General features: G+C 60.0%; 18 protein-coding genes and 1 pseudogene. 6 read left to right on the forward strand and 13 right to left on the reverse strand.

The window, feature by feature from the left end:
* Positions 1 to 371 precede the first annotated feature (371 nt).
* The 3 genes from ACA056_RS01715 to ACA056_RS01725 all read left to right on the forward strand — a co-directional run bounded on the left by ACA056_RS01715 (position 372) and on the right by ACA056_RS01725 (position 3,029).
* On the forward strand, positions 372 to 1,169 hold the full coding sequence (locus ACA056_RS01715) for a transporter substrate-binding domain-containing protein (RefSeq protein WP_497273476.1): 798 nt from the start codon (positions 372 to 374) through the stop codon (positions 1,167 to 1,169).
* A gap of 173 nt (positions 1,170 to 1,342) precedes the next feature.
* A complete protein-coding gene (locus tag ACA056_RS01720) occupies positions 1,343 to 2,302 on the forward strand; it encodes an amino acid ABC transporter permease (RefSeq protein ID WP_497270039.1) in 960 nt (319 codons plus the stop codon).
* Complete coding sequence (locus ACA056_RS01725) at positions 2,295 to 3,029, forward strand: amino acid ABC transporter ATP-binding protein (protein ID WP_046045596.1); 735 nt, start codon at positions 2,295 to 2,297, stop codon at positions 3,027 to 3,029. The genes ACA056_RS01720 and ACA056_RS01725 overlap by 8 nt, the downstream gene beginning before the upstream one ends.
* A 130-nt stretch (positions 3,030 to 3,159) precedes the next feature.
* On the opposite strand, the gene ACA056_RS01730 is transcribed toward ACA056_RS01725, so the two are convergent.
* The 11 genes and pseudogenes from ACA056_RS01730 to ubiE form a co-directional block, all read right to left on the reverse strand.
* Complete coding sequence (locus tag ACA056_RS01730) at positions 3,160 to 4,032, reverse strand: methyl-accepting chemotaxis protein (protein WP_497273477.1); 873 nt, start codon at positions 4,030 to 4,032, stop codon at positions 3,160 to 3,162.
* Positions 4,018 to 5,097, reverse strand: a pseudogene (locus ACA056_RS01735) (methyl-accepting chemotaxis protein); the annotation flags it as partial. The pseudogene ACA056_RS01735 and the gene ACA056_RS01730, both read right to left, overlap by 15 nt.
* A 207-nt stretch (positions 5,098 to 5,304) precedes the next feature.
* Complete coding sequence (locus ACA056_RS01740) at positions 5,305 to 6,012, reverse strand: 16S rRNA (uracil(1498)-N(3))-methyltransferase (RefSeq protein ID WP_497270041.1); 708 nt, start codon at positions 6,010 to 6,012, stop codon at positions 5,305 to 5,307.
* Complete coding sequence (gene tatC / locus ACA056_RS01745) at positions 6,009 to 6,803, reverse strand: twin-arginine translocase subunit TatC (protein ID WP_497270042.1); 795 nt, start codon at positions 6,801 to 6,803, stop codon at positions 6,009 to 6,011. Before tatC ends, ACA056_RS01740 begins: the two co-directional genes overlap by 4 nt.
* Positions 6,800 to 7,252 (reverse strand): Sec-independent protein translocase protein TatB, encoded by a 453-nt coding sequence (gene tatB / locus ACA056_RS01750; protein ID WP_497270044.1) that lies wholly within the window; start codon positions 7,250 to 7,252, stop codon positions 6,800 to 6,802. Before tatB ends, tatC begins: the two co-directional genes overlap by 4 nt.
* Positions 7,253 to 7,262: 10 nt before the next feature.
* Positions 7,263 to 7,541 (reverse strand): twin-arginine translocase TatA/TatE family subunit, encoded by a 279-nt coding sequence (locus ACA056_RS01755; RefSeq protein WP_497270046.1) that lies wholly within the window; start codon positions 7,539 to 7,541, stop codon positions 7,263 to 7,265.
* A 25-nt stretch (positions 7,542 to 7,566) separates the two neighbouring features.
* Positions 7,567 to 7,899: a phosphoribosyl-ATP diphosphatase gene (locus ACA056_RS01760; protein ID WP_008047820.1), complete on the reverse strand. Its 333-nt coding sequence runs from the start codon at positions 7,897 to 7,899 to the stop codon at positions 7,567 to 7,569.
* Complete coding sequence (gene hisI / locus ACA056_RS01765) at positions 7,892 to 8,293, reverse strand: phosphoribosyl-AMP cyclohydrolase (RefSeq protein WP_008149521.1); 402 nt, start codon at positions 8,291 to 8,293, stop codon at positions 7,892 to 7,894. Before hisI ends, ACA056_RS01760 begins: the two co-directional genes overlap by 8 nt.
* Positions 8,294 to 8,373: 80 nt before the next feature.
* On the reverse strand, positions 8,374 to 9,978 hold the full coding sequence (ubiB, locus tag ACA056_RS01770; protein ID WP_497270049.1) for a ubiquinone biosynthesis regulatory protein kinase UbiB: 1,605 nt from the start codon (positions 9,976 to 9,978) through the stop codon (positions 8,374 to 8,376).
* Positions 9,975 to 10,598: a ubiquinone biosynthesis accessory factor UbiJ gene (locus tag ACA056_RS01775; protein WP_497270051.1), complete on the reverse strand. Its 624-nt coding sequence runs from the start codon at positions 10,596 to 10,598 to the stop codon at positions 9,975 to 9,977. Before ACA056_RS01775 ends, ubiB begins: the two co-directional genes overlap by 4 nt.
* Positions 10,598 to 11,368: a bifunctional demethylmenaquinone methyltransferase/2-methoxy-6-polyprenyl-1,4-benzoquinol methylase UbiE gene (gene ubiE / locus ACA056_RS01780; protein ID WP_007948968.1), complete on the reverse strand. Its 771-nt coding sequence runs from the start codon at positions 11,366 to 11,368 to the stop codon at positions 10,598 to 10,600. Before ubiE ends, ACA056_RS01775 begins: the two co-directional genes overlap by 1 nt.
* A gap of 155 nt (positions 11,369 to 11,523) precedes the next feature.
* Between ubiE and ACA056_RS01785 the strand changes: the two genes are divergently transcribed.
* The 3 genes from ACA056_RS01785 (at position 11,524) to ACA056_RS01795 (ending at position 13,279) form a co-directional block, all read left to right on the forward strand.
* Positions 11,524 to 11,799: a polyhydroxyalkanoic acid system family protein gene (locus ACA056_RS01785; RefSeq protein WP_497270053.1), complete on the forward strand. Its 276-nt coding sequence runs from the start codon at positions 11,524 to 11,526 to the stop codon at positions 11,797 to 11,799.
* A 249-nt stretch (positions 11,800 to 12,048) separates the two neighbouring features.
* Positions 12,049 to 12,471: a phasin family protein gene (locus ACA056_RS01790; RefSeq protein ID WP_309674336.1), complete on the forward strand. Its 423-nt coding sequence runs from the start codon at positions 12,049 to 12,051 to the stop codon at positions 12,469 to 12,471.
* A 10-nt stretch (positions 12,472 to 12,481) separates the two neighbouring features.
* Complete coding sequence (locus tag ACA056_RS01795) at positions 12,482 to 13,279, forward strand: phasin family protein (RefSeq protein WP_497270055.1); 798 nt, start codon at positions 12,482 to 12,484, stop codon at positions 13,277 to 13,279.
* A gap of 175 nt (positions 13,280 to 13,454) precedes the next feature.
* Here the strand turns inward: ACA056_RS01795 and ACA056_RS01800 are convergent, their stop codons facing one another.
* On the reverse strand, positions 13,455 to 14,075 hold the full coding sequence (locus ACA056_RS01800; protein WP_033055348.1) for a TetR/AcrR family transcriptional regulator: 621 nt from the start codon (positions 14,073 to 14,075) through the stop codon (positions 13,455 to 13,457).
* Positions 14,076 to 14,134: 59 nt separating this feature from the next.
* On the reverse strand, positions 14,135 to 15,817 hold the full coding sequence (gene phaC, locus ACA056_RS01805; RefSeq protein WP_497270057.1) for a class II poly(R)-hydroxyalkanoic acid synthase: 1,683 nt from the start codon (positions 15,815 to 15,817) through the stop codon (positions 14,135 to 14,137).
* Positions 15,818 to 15,848 lie beyond the last annotated feature (31 nt).

The following is a 15,848-nucleotide window of genomic DNA, read 5'->3' on the forward strand; positions in this document are numbered from 1 at the left end:
TGGATCAACCTTCAGATCCACCCCTCACCCTAGCCCTAGCCCTAGCCCTAGCCCTCTCCCGAAGGGAGAGGGGACTGACCGAGTTGTTCTTAGAGCTACATCGACCTGAAATATCGAGTCGAACTCAGGATTGAAAATCGCGAAGATCTGCTCCCTTTCCCCCTCTCCCCTATGGGGAGAGGGCTGGGGTGAGGGGTGGATCTTGAATTCCACAACAAATCCCAACCAACCCCTTGTGCAAACAAACGAGTGCGTTAGCATCCGTCCCCGAATTGGTGCGCCCGGACAACTTTCTGTTCGTATCTGCCGGTTTCCCAAGGGAAACCCGCCGTTTGCGCGCCTCACAACGCGATGGTTTTGGGGACTTGATGATGAAGAAGTATCTCTCGATGCTGCTGGTCGGCGTCACGGCATTGGTTGCAGTCAGCGCGGCGCAGGCCGGTGCCATTGATGACGCGGTCAAGCGCGGCACGCTGAAAGTCGGCATGGACCCGACCTACATGCCGTTCGAAATGACCAACAAGCGTGGCGACATCATCGGCTTTGAAGTCGACATCCTCAAAGCCATGACCAAGGCCATGGGCGTCAAGCTGGAGATGGTTTCCACCGGCTACGACGGCATTATCCCGGCCCTGCTTACCGACAAGTTCGACATGATCGGCAGCGGCATGACCCTGACCCAGGAACGCAACCTGCGCCTGAACTTCAGCGAACCGTTCATCGTGGTGGGCCAGACCCTGCTGATCCGCAAGGAGCTGGAAGGCACCATCAAGTCCTATAAAGACCTGAATACCGCCGACTACCGCATCACTTCCAAGCTTGGCACCACCGGTGAGATGGTCGCCAGAAAGCTGATCTCCAAGGCCAAGTACCACGGCTATGACAACGAGCAGGAAGCCGTGCTCGACGTGGTCAACGGCAAGGCCGACGCTTTCATCTACGACGCGCCCTACAACGTCGTGGCCGTGAACAAGGTCGGTGCTGGCAAACTGGTGTTCCTCGACAAGCCGTTCACCTACGAGCCGCTTGCCTTCGGTCTGAAGAAGGGTGACTACGACAGCCTCAACTTCATCAACAACTTCCTGCGCCAGATCCACGAAGATGGCACCTACGATCGCATCCATGACAAGTGGTTCAAAGACACCGCTTGGCTCAAGGACATGGAATAAGGATTTCTGCAGCGGTGTCTCAGTAACACCGCGCCGCTCCAATCGCGAGCAAGCTCGCTCCCACAGTTGATCGATGTGAACACAACCTTTGTGTCCGGCGCAGACCCTGTGGGAGCGAGCTTGCTCGCGATGGCGCCCACCTTGGCGACACAAATTTCGGAATCTGCTTACAGATGAAACAGAAAAAAGCCCAATGGCCGTGGCACGTTTTAACCGTGTTGCTGCTGATCGGCCTGGCCGGCGCGTTGTATTACGCCACCTCGCTGATGTCCTACGAATGGCGCTGGAACCGCGTGCCGCAGTACTTCGCCTATCACGCCGAAGAATCCCAGCGTGCCGCCGATATCTCTACCGTCAGCGAACTGGTGCGCAAGGGCGACAAGGCTGAAGTCACCCTGCGCAATGATGCGGGTACAGAGCAACATCTGACCGTCGACGACAACAGCCTGCAAGTCGCCCAAGGTGATGACGTGGCCGAAGGCGACGTGATCGGCGTGACCCGCCATTGGGCCGCCGGACCGCTGATGTGGGGGCTCTGGACCACCTTATGGTTGTCCGTGGTTTCAGGTGTGCTCGGTCTGCTGATCGGCCTCGCCACGGGCCTGTGCCGACTGTCGAGCAACCCGACCCTGCGCGATCTCTCGACGATCTACGTCGAGCTGGTCCGCGGTACGCCGCTGCTGGTGCAGATCTTCATCTTCTACTTCTTCATCGGCACCGTGATGAACCTCTCCCGGGAGTTCGCCGGGATCGCCGCGCTGTCGCTGTTCACCGGTGCTTATGTGGCGGAAATCATCCGTTCCGGCGTGCAATCCATCGCCCGTGGCCAGAACGAAGCCGCGCGCTCCCTGGGTCTCAGCGCTGGTCAGTCGATGCGCCACGTGGTGCTGCCGCAAGCCTTGAAACGTGTGCTGCCGCCGCTGGCCGGGCAATTCATCAGTCTGGTCAAGGACACCTCGCTGGTGTCGGTGATCGCGATTACCGAACTGCTGAAAAGCGGTCGCGAAGTCATCACCACCTCGTTCTCGCCGTTCGAAATCCTGTTCTGCGTGGCCGGTCTGTACCTGTTGATCAACCTGCCGCTGTCGAAAATCGCCAGCCGGCTTGAGCGGAGGCTCGCGCAAAGTGATTGAAGTCCGCGATCTGGTAAAAGTTTTCGACACCCGCGGCCACGTGGTTCGCGCGGTGGACAACGTTTCGACGCACGTGGCCAAAGGCGAAGTGCTGGTGGTGATCGGTCCGTCCGGTTCCGGCAAGTCGACGTTCCTGCGCTGCCTCAACGGCCTGGAAGAGTTTGATTCGGGCTCGGTGAGTATCGACGGCCTGCAACTGGCCGACCCGAAAACCGACGTGAATGCCTATCGCCGTGAAGTCGGCATGGTGTTCCAGCATTTCAACCTGTTCCCGCACATGACCGTGCTGGAAAACCTCTGCCTGGCCCAGAAAGTCGTGCGCAAGCGCGGCAAGAAGGAGCGCGAGGCCAAGGCTTTGGCGTTGCTGGAGAAGGTTGGTATTGCGCAGAAGGCCAACGAGTTTCCGTCGCGTCTTTCCGGCGGTCAGCAACAGCGCGTGGCCATCGCCCGGGCACTGGCGATGGAACCGAAGGTCATGCTGTTCGATGAGCCGACCTCGGCGCTCGACCCGGAAATGGTCGGCGAAGTGCTGGACGTGATGAAAACCCTGGCGGTGGAAGGCATGACCATGGTTTGCGTCACCCACGAAATGGGCTTCGCTCGGGAAGTGGCGGATCGGGTGCTGTTCTTCGATCACGGCAAATTGCTCGAAGACGCCTCACCGGCCGAGTTCTTCGATGCGCCGAAGGATCCGCGGGCACAGGCCTTCTTGCGCCAGGTTCTATAACCTTTAGCGCCTTCCAGGACGCCTTCGCGAGCAGGCTCGCTCCCACAGTTGATCGCATACTCCTGTGGGAGCGAGCCTGCTCGCGAATGCATCACCTCGGTCCCAAGCGAACCGACGCACTCGCATCACCTCAAACTTTGAACCTGCCCACCAGCATCTGCAGATGCGTCCCCAACCGTGCCAGCTCAACGCTGGAGGCCGCGGTTTCTTCACTGGCCGCCGAGGTCTGCTCGGACACGTCACGCACGTTCAGCACGCTACGGTTGATCTCTTCGGCCACCGCACTCTGCTGCTCGGCAGCGGCGGCGATCTGCTGGTTCATCGACTGAATCGCCGAGACGGTGCGGGTAATGCTTTCCAGCGAGCCACCGGCGCGGCGGGTCAGTTCGACGCTGCTGTCGGTCAGGCTGCGGCTGTTGTCCATGATGGTCGCCACTTGCTGGGTACCGGTTTGCAGGCCGACGATCAGCTCTTCGATTTCTTCGGTGGACTTCTGGGTACGCTGGGCCAGGCTGCGGACTTCGTCGGCGACCACCGCAAAACCGCGTCCGGCCTCACCGGCACGGGCGGCCTCGATGGCGGCGTTGAGGGCCAGCAGGTTGGTTTGCTGGGCCACGGATTTGATCACGTCGAGCACGCTGCCGATCTTGTCGCTTTCGCGTTTGAGATGCCCCATGGCCTCGGTGGAGTTGCCGACTTCTTTGGCCAGGCGCTCGATCTGGGCGATGGCTTCGCCGACTACTTTGTCACCTTCGCGGGCCTGCTGATCGGCGGCGACGGCGGCTTCGGACGCTTCTTCGGCGTTACGCGCGACTTCCTGCACGGTGGCGGTCATTTCGTTCATGGCAGTGGCCACCTGGTCGGTCTCGACCTTCTGGCTGTTGACCCCGGCGCGGGTCTGCTCGGTGACTGCCGACAGTTCTTCGGCTGCATTGGCGATTTGCGTCACGCCGTCTCCGATACCGCCGATCAACTCGCGCAGGCCCAGGGTCATGCTTTGCATGGCGCGCTGTAGCTGACCGAGTTCGTCCTGACGTTCAGAGATAAGGTTTTGGGTCAGGTCGCCGGCAGCAACGCGCTCCGCCACCTTGAGGGTCTGGCTCAGGGGAATCACGATCTGGCGAGTGATGGCCCACGCGGCAAGCAGGCCGAAGGCGAGCGCCAGGACGGTGGCCAGCAGCAGCAGGTTTTTGGCGTGCGCGGCATCGGTGTCTCGGACGATGGTTTGCGACACGGTGAGTTTTTTGCTGGTGTCGCGCAGGATCTGGCCTTGATCAGCCATGCGTTGGAGGGCCGCGGCGCTGGCGACCTGAGAGTCGCGGAACTGGCTGACGGCGGCGCGATAGGCTTTCAGCGAATCCGTCGCTTGCTGCAGGTTGGCAATGTGCTGTTCCGGCAGTTTTGAGGGCAGGCTTTCTAGGTTTTTCAGCGCGTTGTCGATCGCGTCGAGAGCAGGTTGCTCGGCCTCGGTTTTGCCGCTGTAGGTGTAACCGCGAACCTGGAAGCGCGCTTGCTGGATCAGTTTGCTCAGGTCGATCACACTGTTGAAATCGGCGACGCTGTCACCTTGCAGCATGGATTTTTCGACTTCGGCGACACGGGCCACGGCGTTGTCGGCGGTGGCGCCGAGTTTGCCGCGGGCGTCTTCGCGGTTGGCGCCGGCCTGGATCATGGCGGTGAAGGCTTGCTTGTACTCACTGGCGGCGGCCAGTTGCTGGTCGATCATGGCCACGTCGGCCGGTTGTTCGATCATCGTGCGCGCGGTTTTCAGGCCGGTATCGAGTTGGCCAAGCAGGTCGTTGACCGCGCCGGGGCCTTGTTCGCCGCGCCGCATTTCGTAATCCAGACGGGCCAGGCGCAGGTCTTTGGTCAGGTCATTGAGGCTGGCAATAAACCCCAGCTTATCGCCGCGACTCATCACACCGCTCAGGCCGGTCCAACCGGTGAAGGTAATCAACAAGGTAAGCAGCAGCACCAGACCGAAGCCGACACCCAGTTTGCGATTGACGCTGACGTTCCCCAGTTTCTCGGCTAGCCATCGGTACATGCTGCAACTCCCTCGAACCATTTGTTGGTTTTATGGGGACTGTATCGGCAGGCGGGCGGGAATCTGTAGGCGCACACGTTGGTTGGGGCGACGAATTTCCCTGTGGGAGCGAGCTTGCTCGCGATGGCGGTGGGTCAGTCAACACATGGGTTAACTGGCAGTCCGCTATCGCGAGCAAGCTCGCTCCCACAGGTTCAGTGTCTTACTCCATACAGGAGGGTGTTTGAATTAGAAGAGGCGTGCGAGCAGCGCAGTGACGGCGGTTTCGACCCGCAGAATGCGGTCGCCGAGCTGCACCGGTTGCAGGCCGGCCTTGCCCAGCAGGTCGATTTCGTAAGGAATCCAGCCACCTTCGGGGCCGATGGCCAGGGTTACCGGTTCGTCCAGGCCACGAGGGCAGGGCGGGTAATGGCCGGGGTGGCCAACGAGGCCGAGGGTGCCGTCGGTGATCGCCGGCAGACGGTCTTCGACGAACGGCTTGAAGCGCTTCTCGATGACGATTTCCGGCAGCACGCTGTCTCGGGCCTGTTCGAGGCCGAGGACCAACTGCTCGCGAATCGCCTCGGGCTCCAGGAACGGCGTTTGCCAGAAGCTCTTCTCGACGCGATAGCTGTTCACCAGAATGATTCGTGGCACACCCATGGCCGCTACGGTCTGAAACACCCTGCGCAGCATTTTCGGCCGTGGCAGCGCCAACACCAGGGTCAGCGGCAGCTTGGCCGGTGGTGGCTGATCGAGGGTGACACGCAACTCGGCTTCATCGGCGTCCAGGCGCAGCAGTTCGGCCGAACCCATTAGCCCGCCGATTCGCCCGACCCGCAGGCTGTCGCCGACAACCGAACGGTGGACTTCCTGCATGTGCGTCAACCGGCGATCACGCAGGATCGCCCGGTCGGCCGCAATGAAGTCGGCCTCTTCGAGTAGCAGCAGGTTCACGGTTGAGTCGCTGGCGGCTGGTCGTTGTGATCGTCGGCCGGCTGGTCGTCCGGGTGCTCGCCGCGCTTGCTGATCAGGCTGCCGAACAGGATGCCGATTTCAAACAGCACCCACATCGGTACGGCCAGCAGCGTCTGCGAGAAGATGTCCGGTGGCGTCAGGATCATGCCGACCACGAAGCAGCCGATGATCACGTACGGGCGGATTTTCTTCAGGTAAGCGACGTTGACCACGCCAATCCATACCAGCAGCACCACGGCGACCGGGATCTCGAACGCCACGCCGAAGGCAAAGAACAGCGTCATGACGAAGTCGAGGTAGCTGCTGATGTCGGTCATCATTTCCACACCGGCCGGGGTGGCCGCGGCGAAGAATTTGAAGATCAGCGGGAACACCAGGTAATAGGCGAACGCCATGCCGGCGTAGAACAGCATGATGCTGGACACCAGCAACGGCACGGCGATGCGCTTTTCATGCTTGTACAGGCCTGGCGCGATAAAGCCCCAGATCTGATGCAGAATCACCGGGATCGCCAGGAACAGCGAAACCATCATGGTCAGCTTCAGCGGCGTCAGGAACGGCGACGACACGTCGGTGGCGATCATCGTCGCGCCCACGGGCAGGTACTGACGCAGCGGCGTGGAGACGAAGGTGTAGATCTGCTGGGTGAAGGCAAACAACCCGGCGAAGATGATGAAGATCGCCGCTACGCAACGCAGCAGGCGGGTACGCAACTCGGTGAGGTGCGAAACCAGCGGCATGTGCTGGTCATTTTCGGGGAGATCGCTCATGAGGCTCGCGGCGGCAAAGTGGTGTCGTGAGGGGCCGGCATTGTCGGCGCGGCGGCAGGAGCAACAGGTTCAGTCGGGGTGGTTGCAACAACGGGTGCAGGATCTACGGCCGCTACAACAGGTGCAGGTTCAGTGGCGGCCGGTGCATGAATCGTCTGCTCCGCCACAGGTTCAACCGGCTGAACCGGCGTGGCCTCTTGCTGAGTCGGCGTGAAAATCTTCCGCGCCTCCTGCTCCAGCGACAGAATGTGCTCGTTATGCAGCTGCCGACGAATCTCGTCGGCACCGATTTCACGTTCAACTTCCTGTTTGATCGCGTTGAAGCTGCGCTTCAGACGGCCGACCCACAGGCCGGCGGTGCGCGCAGCACCCGGCAGACGCTCGGGGCCCAGCACCAGCAAGGCTACGAGGCCGACGAGCAGCAGTTCAGAGAAGCTGATACCAAACATTAGTCAGTGCTCACACGTCTTTGCGGATCGGCTCTTCGACTTTTTGCGCCTGCACGTCGATGGTGTGCGGCTGGTTCACGGACTGTGTGGTCTGTGGCTGAACCGGTGGCACCGGTTGTGCCGGGGTCGCATTCGGGTCGGCCGGCTTTTCGTCGTCGTTCATGGCTTTCTTGAAGCCCTTGATCGATTCGCCGACGTCAGTGCCGAGGTTTTTCAGTTTCTTGGTGCCGAACACCAGCACGACAACAACCAGGATGACGATCCAGTGTTTCCAGTCAAAAATGCCCATGTTGCTGCTCCTCTCTAATAGTTGTTCAGGCGGACGGGCGCGAGGCTTTCTCGGCGTGTCCGGACAGACCGAAACGACGGTCCAGTTCATCGAGTACAGCCTGTGGATGCTGCCCCAGTTGGGCGAGCATGACCATGCTGTGGAACCACAAATCGGCGGTTTCGTAGATCACATCGCTGCAGTCACCGCTGATGGCGGCGTCCTTGGCGGCAATGATGGTTTCGACCGACTCTTCGCCGACTTTTTCCAGAATCTTGTTCAAGCCCTTGTGGTACAGGCTGGCGACATACGAGCTGTCGGCGGCGGCGCCTTTGCGCTCTTCCAGCACTTCGGCCAGACGGGTCAACGTGTCACTCATGGCTGTGTCCTGCGGAATAGATGGCGTGCGGGTCTTTGAGCACCGGGTCGACGGTTTTCCAGTCGCCGTTCTCGAAGACGCGGTAGAAGCAGCTCTGACGGCCGGTATGGCAAGCGATGTCGCCGATCTGCTCGACCATCAGGATGATCACGTCGGCGTCACAGTCCAGGCGCATCTCATGCAGGGTTTGCACATGGCCGGACTCTTCGCCCTTGCGCCACAGCTTGCCACGGGAACGTGACCAGTAAATAGCGCGGTTCTCGGCAGCGGTCAGTTCCAGCGCTTCACGGTTCATCCAGGCCATCATCAGGACGCGCCCGGTCTTGTGATCCTGGGCAATCGCCGGCACAAGGCCATCGGCGTCCCACTTGATCTCGTCCAGCCAGTTTTTCATCTTCGACTCCGACAGCGGTTCCACACTTCATGAGTAGAACCCAAGCGTTGAAACAGTGTGCCAGCGTGCGGGGACGCTGGCTATCGGCGAACGACCAGATACAAACCGGCGGCCACCATGATGCCGGCCGGCCAATGACCCAGTTCGTTCAGCGGCCCACCGGCAGCGAGTATGGTGCCGCCGGCCAGGTGCGCACAGCCGAGCAGTCGCAGCAGCCAATCGTCCTTGCGGCGGTGCCACGGTGGCGGCGGGTCGTAGGCGTGGGGCTGGGACATGCGCTCGAGCAGGTCGCGGGCCATGTTGGCCAGGTGCGGCAGCTGTTCGAACTGGCTCTGTACGTTGCCGATCAAGGCTTTGGGGCTGACGCGCTCACGCATCCAGCGTTCGAGGAACGGCTGGGCGGTGTTCCACAGATCGAGGTCCGGGTACAACTGACGGCCCAGGCCTTCAATGTTCAGCAGGGTTTTTTGCAGCAATACGAGCTGCGGCTGCACTTCCATGTTGAAGCGTCGGGCGGTTTGGAACAGGCGCATCAGCACCTGACCGAAGGAAATATCTTTTAACGGTTTTTCGAAGATCGGCTCGCACACGGTGCGGATCGCCGCCTCGAATTCGTTGAGTTTGGTTTCCGCCGGCACCCAGCCCGAATCGATGTGCAATTGCGCCACACGACGGTAATCACGCTTGAAGAACGCGAACAGGTTGCGCGCCAGGTAGTCCTGGTCTTCCGGGGTCAGGCTGCCGACGATGCCGCAGTCGATCGCAATGTACTGCGGGCTCCACGGGGTCACGGTGCTGACGAAGATGTTGCCGGGGTGCATGTCGGCATGGAAGAAGCTGTCGCGGAATACCTGGGTGAAGAAGATCTCGACGCCGCGCTCAGCGAGCATTTTCATGTCGGTGCGCTGGTCGGCCAGGGTCGCCAGGTCGGTGACCTGAATGCCGTAGATGCGCTCCATCACCAGCACTTTCGGTCGGCACCAGTCCCAATAGACTTGCGGCACGTAGAGCAGCGGCGAGCCTTCGAAGTTGCGCTTCAACTGGCTGGCGTTGGCCGCCTCGCGCAGCAGGTCGAGTTCGTCGTAGATGGTTTTTTCGTAGTCCAGGACCACGTCCACCGGGTGCAGCAGGCGCGCGTCGGCCGAGAGCTTTTCGGCGGCGCGGGCAAGGATGAACAGCCACGCCAGATCCTGCGCGATGATCGGTTTCAGTCCCGGGCGGATGACCTTGACTACCACTTCTTCGCCGGTTTTCAGCTGCGCGGCATGCACTTGCGCCACCGAGGCCGAGGCCAGCGGTTCGACGTCGAAGCGGCTGAAGACTTCACTGATTTTTTTGCCGAGTTGCTCTTCGATCAGCCTGACCGACACCTGCGAATCAAACGGCGGCACGCGGTCCTGCAGCTTCATCAGCTCATCGGCGATGTCTTCCGGCAGCAAGTCGCGGCGGGTGGACAGGATCTGGCCGAACTTGATGAAAATCGGTCCCAGGTCCTGCAACGCCAGACGCAATCGCGCGCCACGGCTCAGGTCCAGCGTCTTGCGCGGGAACCAGCGCCACGGCAAGGCGTAGCGCAGCGCCAGCAGAAACCACGGCAGTGGCAGGGCGAACAACAGGTCATCGAGGCGGTAGCGAATCACAACGCGCTGGATGCGCAACAAACGGCGGACGGCAAGCAGCTTCATGCGTTATCGCTTGGGTCGAGGGATCGGGAAAGGCGCTCGAAACGCGCCTCGAGACGTTCCAGATCGAGTTTGATCTGGTCCAGTTCACTGAAACGGGCTTCGGCTTCGCGCTGACCGACGAGGGTGCGCGATTCTTCGGCCAGGTACTCGCCAAGATTCTGGTTCAGGCTGGTGAACCCTTGCTGATAAAAGCGTGCGCGGCTGCGCAGGTGGCCGCCGAGCAGTTGCGTGGCGACAGGCCCCAGCCAGCGCGAGAGTTCGTACTCCCAGTCCAGCTCAAGGTCCTGAAGAATCGCCGCCAGTTCCAGCAGCACGCCGCTGTCGCCGTCGAGTTCGACTTCAGGGGCATGCAGGACCGAAGTCTTGTCCTTGCTCATGGCCAGTTTCAACAGGCTGGAGGCCGGTGCGCGCAAGGTGCAGTCGGCGCCGGTTTCCCAGTGGGAGGCCAGCATCAGGCCTTCGTCGCTGGGCAGGATGAACACTTGCAGCGCCGGGCTGCGGCAGTCGACGGCAATCACCTTGCCACTCAAATGCGCCAGCCGCGGCAGCGCCGTGCTGTCGAGACGCAGCACCCGATTCAGACCGAGTTCAACGCTGGCGAGCAGGCCGGCCAGCAACATCAGGGCTTGATGCCACGGTGCAGGGCGACGATGCCTGCGGTCATGTTGTGGTAGGTCACGCGGTCGAAACCGGCCTCGACCATCATCGACTTCAGGGTTTCCTGATTCGGGTGCATGCGGATCGATTCGGCCAGGTAGCGATAGCTTTCCGAGTCGTTGGTGATCAGCTTGCCCATCAGCGGCATGAAGGCGAACGAGTAGGCGTCGTAGGCTTTGGACATCAGCGCGTTGGTCGGTTTGGAGAATTCCAGCACCAGCAGACGGCCACCCGGTTTCAGCACGCGCAGCATCGAGCGCAGGGCGTCTTCTTTGTGCGTCACGTTGCGCAGGCCGAAAGCGATGGTCACGCAGTCGAAATGGTTGTCCGGGAACGGCAGCTTTTCAGCATCGGCCTGAACGAATTCGACGTTGCCGGCCACACCCAGATCCAGCAGGCGGTCGCGACCGACCTTGAGCATGGATTCGTTGATATCGGCCAACACGACCTGGCCGGTCGGGCCAACGAGGTGCGAGAACTTCTTGGTCAGATCGCCCGTACCACCGGCGATGTCCAGCACGCGGTTACCGGTGCGAACGCCCGACAGCTCGATCGCGAAACGCTTCCACAGACGGTGCATGCCGCCCGACAGGAGGTCGTTCATCAAGTCGTACTTGGCGGCTACCGAGTGGAAAACTTCAGCGACTTTTTCCGCTTTCTGGCTTTCCGGAACGTTTTTGAAGCCGAAGTGAGTGGTGGGTTCGGCATCGCTGCCTTTGCGCTGATCAGTCATATCGCTGTCACCAAAAGAGAATGCGGGACATTCTAATCCCGGTGGCCTGCTTTGTCTTGGCAAGGCTGCAGGTAAGATAGGTAACCACCGGGACGTTTTGCCGCAGTAGCGGTCAGGATGCATCGGGAAAGTATTCATAAAGCAGGAGTCATTCGATGGCCCGTATTAGTGTTGAGCGTGCCCATGGCCTGGGTAAGGAAGCGGCCCGCGAGAAGGCCGACAAGTTGGCGCAGAAATTGTCCGAGCAATATGGCCTGGAGCCGCAATGGTCCGGTGACACCCTGAACCTCAGACGCTCCGGCGTTAAAGGCGCGGTGTATGTCAGCGAAGACTCGATCCGCGTCGATGTGGAGTTGGGCCTGATGATGTCGGCCATGAGCGGCATGATCAAATCGGAAATCGAAAAGGCCCTCGATAAAGCGTTGGTCTGATCCGATTCTTTCTGTGAAACGCGATCCCTGTGGGAGCGAGCCTGCTCGCGATTGCGGTGTGTCAATCAACATTGATATTGACTGACCCGACGCCATCGCGAGCAGGCTCGCTCCCACATTTTGTTTGTGGTGTGCCCAAGGTTTTATGTCAGTTGTTAGGGTGCCGTTTCTAATTATTCTCACTACTTTGTGCCTGAGCCCGACTCTTTCGCGGGCAGTTCCTCAAACCTTCTGCGCGTGAGGTGCACCATGGCCAAAGTTATTTTGAAGAAAAAAATCGACGCTTCGACGACTGCTCTGAGCGACGTTAAATCTTATGCCCGCAAGATCTGGCTGGCAGGCCTGGGTGCCTACACCAAGGTCGGCCAAGAGGGCAACGAGTACTTTCAAGAGTTGATCAAAGCCGGTCAAGATGTTGAAAAGAAAGGCAAAAAAGTAGTTGCCGAGAAACTTGAAGCAGCGAATGCCGAGATCGATGAAGCCAAGAGTGAAGTCACTACTTTCAAAGGTAAGGTCGAAGTTCAACTCGACAAGGTCGAGAAGGCTTTTGACTCGCGTGTCGCAAGTACCTTGAATCGTATCGGCATTCCGTCTAAACATGACGTTGAGACACTCTCTGCCAAGCTCGATGAGCTGACGGCATTGCTCGAACGCGTCGCGCGTAAATCTTAAGGAGAACGGGATGGCTGGTAAAAAGAATACTGAAAAAGAAGGCAGCTCGTGGATCGGGAAAGTCGAAGACTACTCCCGCAAAATCTGGCTGGCTGGTTTAGGCGTGTACTCGAAGATTGACACTGACGGCAGCAAACTCTTCGATACATTGGTTAAAGACGGCGAGAAAGCCGAGAAGCTCACCAAGAGCGCTGTCGGCAAGAAAGTCGATGCTGCCAAGGACTCTGCTTCGTCGGCCAAGTCGCGCATCAGCGGCGTGAAAGATCGCGCACTGGGCAAGTGGGATGAGCTGGAAGGGGCTTTCGACAAGCGTCTGAACAGCGCCATTTCGCGCCTGGGTGTACCGAGCCGCAATGAAGTCAAAGCACTGCACAGCAAGGTCGATACCCTGACCAAGCAAATCGAAAGACTCACCGGTGCCAAGGTGGCGCCTGTTGCGGCGAAAACCGCGGCGGCCAAACCTGCGGCGAAGTCCGCTGCCAAACCGCTGGCTAAAGCTGCCGCTAAACCGGCTGCCAAAACTGCAGCAGCCAAGCCTGCGGCCAAAGCGGTAGCAAAACCAGCCGCTAAACCGGCTGCCAAAACTGCGGCGGCCAAACCCGCTACCAAGCCAGCGGCCAAACCTGCCGCAGCGAAGAAGCCAGCGGTGAAAAAGCCGGCAGCTCCGAAAGCGGCTGCACCAAAACCAGCAGTGGCTGCCGCCAAACCGGCAACCCCGGTCAGCACGTCGAACTCCGCTGCTGCACCAACCCCTGCTGCAACCCCGACTGTCGCGCCAGCTCCTTCGACGCCAACCAGTCAGTCCTGATTTTCAGGGCTCAAGAAAACGCCCGGCCTGCAAAGGTCGGGCGTTTTTTTATGCACGGATTAATGAACGTCGCAGATTCCCTGTGGGAGCGAGCCTGCTCGCGAAAGCGGTGGGTCAGTCGACATCATTTTTGAATGATAAACCGCTTTCGCGAGCAAGCTCGCTCCCGCAGGGGTTATTCGTGTTCTTCGAGATATTGAAGCGCCAACTGCTCCGTCGCCACCTTGATCGGCGGCAACAAATGCGGCGCCACCAGCATCATGATCTGGTACACCACCAATCTCACCTCACCCTCGCGATCAAGAATCCGCTGATAGTCCAGCGAGAACAGCAGCGTCATGGTGATCTGTTCCACCAGCTGCCCCAACGCCTGGGTGTCGCTGACCAATTGCCCCTGAGCCTTTAATCGTGCGAGCAACGAAGCCAGTGTGCGCTTCAGCGCATTGAGCAGGTTGCGTATGCCCTTGGCCAGTTTCGGCAAGCGCCCGGCGAGGTTCGACAGGTCCTGGAACAGAAATCGGTAATGGGCCAAGCGCTCGACGATCAGGTGCAGAAACAGCCAGTAATCTTCCGGTGCAAGTTCCACATCGGCCGGTGGATCGAGCAGGGGCGCCAGTTCCGCCTGGAAGCGCTCGAACAGTCCGAGAATCAACGGTTCCTTGCCGTGGAAGTGGTAGTAGAGGTTGCCCGGGCTGATGCCCATTTCGTTGGCAACTTCCATGGTGGAGACGTTCGGCTCGCCCTTCTGATTGAACAACTGCAAAGCACATTCGAGAATCCGGTCGCGGGTTTTCATCCAGTCTTCTTAATGGTCGAGTCATGCCACGGCCGGCGCCGGCCGTGGTTCGTTGTCAGTCAGCGCACGCGCACATAAGTGCCGGGTGCCGCCTCCATCGGTGGATAGTTCTGGTTGCCAAGCGCCATGTGGGTTTCTTTTAGCGCGCCTGAACGTTCTTGAATCCAGCCCAGCCACTGAGTCCACCAACTGCCGTTGACTTGCTTGGCGTCGTAATACCAGGCCCGCGGGTCACTGCTCAGCTTCGTGCTCTCGACGAAGTTGGCTTTCGGGTTTGATGGTGGGTTGAGAATGCTCTGTACATGACCGCTGTTGGACAACACGAAGCGTCGCTCGCCACCCAGCAGCAGGGTCGAGCGATACACCGCATCCCACGGGGTGATGTGGTCATTGATGCCCGCGACGCTGAAGCTGTCGACGTTGACTTTCTGCAAGTCGATCGGTGTGCCGCACACTTCCAGACCACCCGGATGACTCAGCGGGTTGTGTTTGAAGAAGTCCAGCAAGTCGCCATGCAAGGCTGCCGGCAAACGTGTGTTGTCGTTGTTCCAGTAAAGGATGTCGAACGCCGGCGGCTCTTTGCCCAACAGGTAGTTGTTAACGAAATAGCTCCAGATCAAATCGTTGGGACGCATCCAGGCGAAGACCTTGGCCAAGTCGCGGCCATCCAGCACGCCTTTCTGATAGGAGCGACGCTTGGCCGCCTCAAGCGTCTGTTCATCGGCGAAGAGGGTCGCAGGCGAGTCCATCTGACTGTCGAGCAGGCTCACGAGATAGGTCGCGCTGGACACCCGCCGAAGTTGTCGCTTGGCCTGCAAATGGCCTTGCAGGGCGGCGATGGTCAGCCCGCCAGCGCAGGCGCCCATCAGGTTGACCTCACGAGCGCCGGTGATCGCCCGGCAGACGTTCATCGCTTCTTCCACGGCTTCGACGTACGTCGACAGTCCCCATTCGCGATGACGCACATCCGGATTGCGCCAGCTGATCATGAAGGTTTGCAAACCGTTCTTCAGGGCGAACTGGACGAAGCTGTTGTGCGGGCTCAGGTCGAAAATGTAGTACTTGTTGATCTGTGGCGGCACCACCAGCAGCGGTTTGGAATACTGCTTTTCGCTCATGGGCTTGTACTGGATCAACTCCAGTAGCTCATTGCGAAACACCACGGAGCCGGTAGTGGTGGCGACCGTTTTGCCGACCTCGAAAGCTTGCTTGGTGACTTGTCTGGGCAGGCCGTCGTTGTGCAGGAAGTCGTCGACCAGGTGGCCGATACCTCGCACCAGGCTGTTGCCGCCGGAGTTGAAGATCTCCTTGATCGCCAGCGGATTAAGCAGGCTGTTGGACGGTGCCATGGCGTCGTTGAGCAAGGCGAACGCGAAGTGCGCGCGGGCGCGATCGTCCGGGGTCATGTTGCTGTCGTCGATCCAGTGTTTGACCTGCTTCTGCCAGCTCAGGTAGGCCTGCAAACTGCGGCGATAAAAAGGGTTGAGGCTCCACGCCGGGTCGGCAAAGCGATTGTCCTGCGGATTGGTCGGGTGCAGGGTTTCGCCCAGCAGCACGCGCCCCAGTTGACCGCCCAGTTTCAAGGCGTGGCGGGCGCTGTGCACTGGGTGGCGCAAGCCATGGGCGGCAACGCTGCGCAGGGTGGAAAACAGATCCCGACCACGCAGGCCGGTAATCGCACTCTGTGCGTTGATGAACGCGGCGGGAGTGGGCAAAAATTCCCTCGCTGGTTTTTCGCGCATGGATCAACACTCCTTCGTCTTCAGGCCAAAT

The organism is Pseudomonas sp. LBUM1666, from assembly GCF_059695775.1.

Bases quoted from the DNA above. Each gene is read 5' to 3' on its own strand.
- ACA056_RS01760 (WP_008047820.1), bottom strand. From the start codon at position 7,899: ATGAGTGACACGTTGACCCGTCTGGCCGAAGTGCTGGAAGAGCGCAAA.
- ACA056_RS01800 (WP_033055348.1), bottom strand. From the start codon at position 14,075: ATGAAAACCCGCGACCGGATTCTCGAATGTGCTTTGCAGTTGTTCAAT.
- ubiB (WP_497270049.1), bottom strand. From the start codon at position 9,978: ATGAAGCTGCTTGCCGTCCGCCGTTTGTTGCGCATCCAGCGCGTTGTG.
- ACA056_RS01755 (WP_497270046.1), bottom strand. From the start codon at position 7,541: ATGGGCATTTTTGACTGGAAACACTGGATCGTCATCCTGGTTGTTGTC.
- ACA056_RS01775 (WP_497270051.1), bottom strand. From the start codon at position 10,598: ATGTTGCTGGCCGGCCTGCTCGCCAGCGTTGAACTCGGTCTGAATCGG.
- tatC (WP_497270042.1), bottom strand. From the start codon at position 6,803: ATGAGCGATCTCCCCGAAAATGACCAGCACATGCCGCTGGTTTCGCAC.
- ACA056_RS01715 (WP_497273476.1), top strand. From the start codon at position 372: ATGAAGAAGTATCTCTCGATGCTGCTGGTCGGCGTCACGGCATTGGTT.
- ACA056_RS01785 (WP_497270053.1), top strand. From the start codon at position 11,524: ATGGCCCGTATTAGTGTTGAGCGTGCCCATGGCCTGGGTAAGGAAGCG.
- phaC (WP_497270057.1), bottom strand. From the start codon at position 15,817: ATGCGCGAAAAACCAGCGAGGGAATTTTTGCCCACTCCCGCCGCGTTC.
- tatB (WP_497270044.1), bottom strand. From the start codon at position 7,252: ATGTTTGGTATCAGCTTCTCTGAACTGCTGCTCGTCGGCCTCGTAGCC.
- ubiE (WP_007948968.1), bottom strand. From the start codon at position 11,368: ATGACTGATCAGCGCAAAGGCAGCGATGCCGAACCCACCACTCACTTC.
- ACA056_RS01790 (WP_309674336.1), top strand. From the start codon at position 12,049: ATGGCCAAAGTTATTTTGAAGAAAAAAATCGACGCTTCGACGACTGCT.
- ACA056_RS01730 (WP_497273477.1), bottom strand. From the start codon at position 4,032: ATGCAAAGCATGACCCTGGGCCTGCGCGAGTTGATCGGCGGTATCGGA.
- hisI (WP_008149521.1), bottom strand. From the start codon at position 8,293: ATGAAAAACTGGCTGGACGAGATCAAGTGGGACGCCGATGGCCTTGTG.
- ACA056_RS01795 (WP_497270055.1), top strand. From the start codon at position 12,482: ATGGCTGGTAAAAAGAATACTGAAAAAGAAGGCAGCTCGTGGATCGGG.
- ACA056_RS01720 (WP_497270039.1), top strand. From the start codon at position 1,343: ATGAAACAGAAAAAAGCCCAATGGCCGTGGCACGTTTTAACCGTGTTG.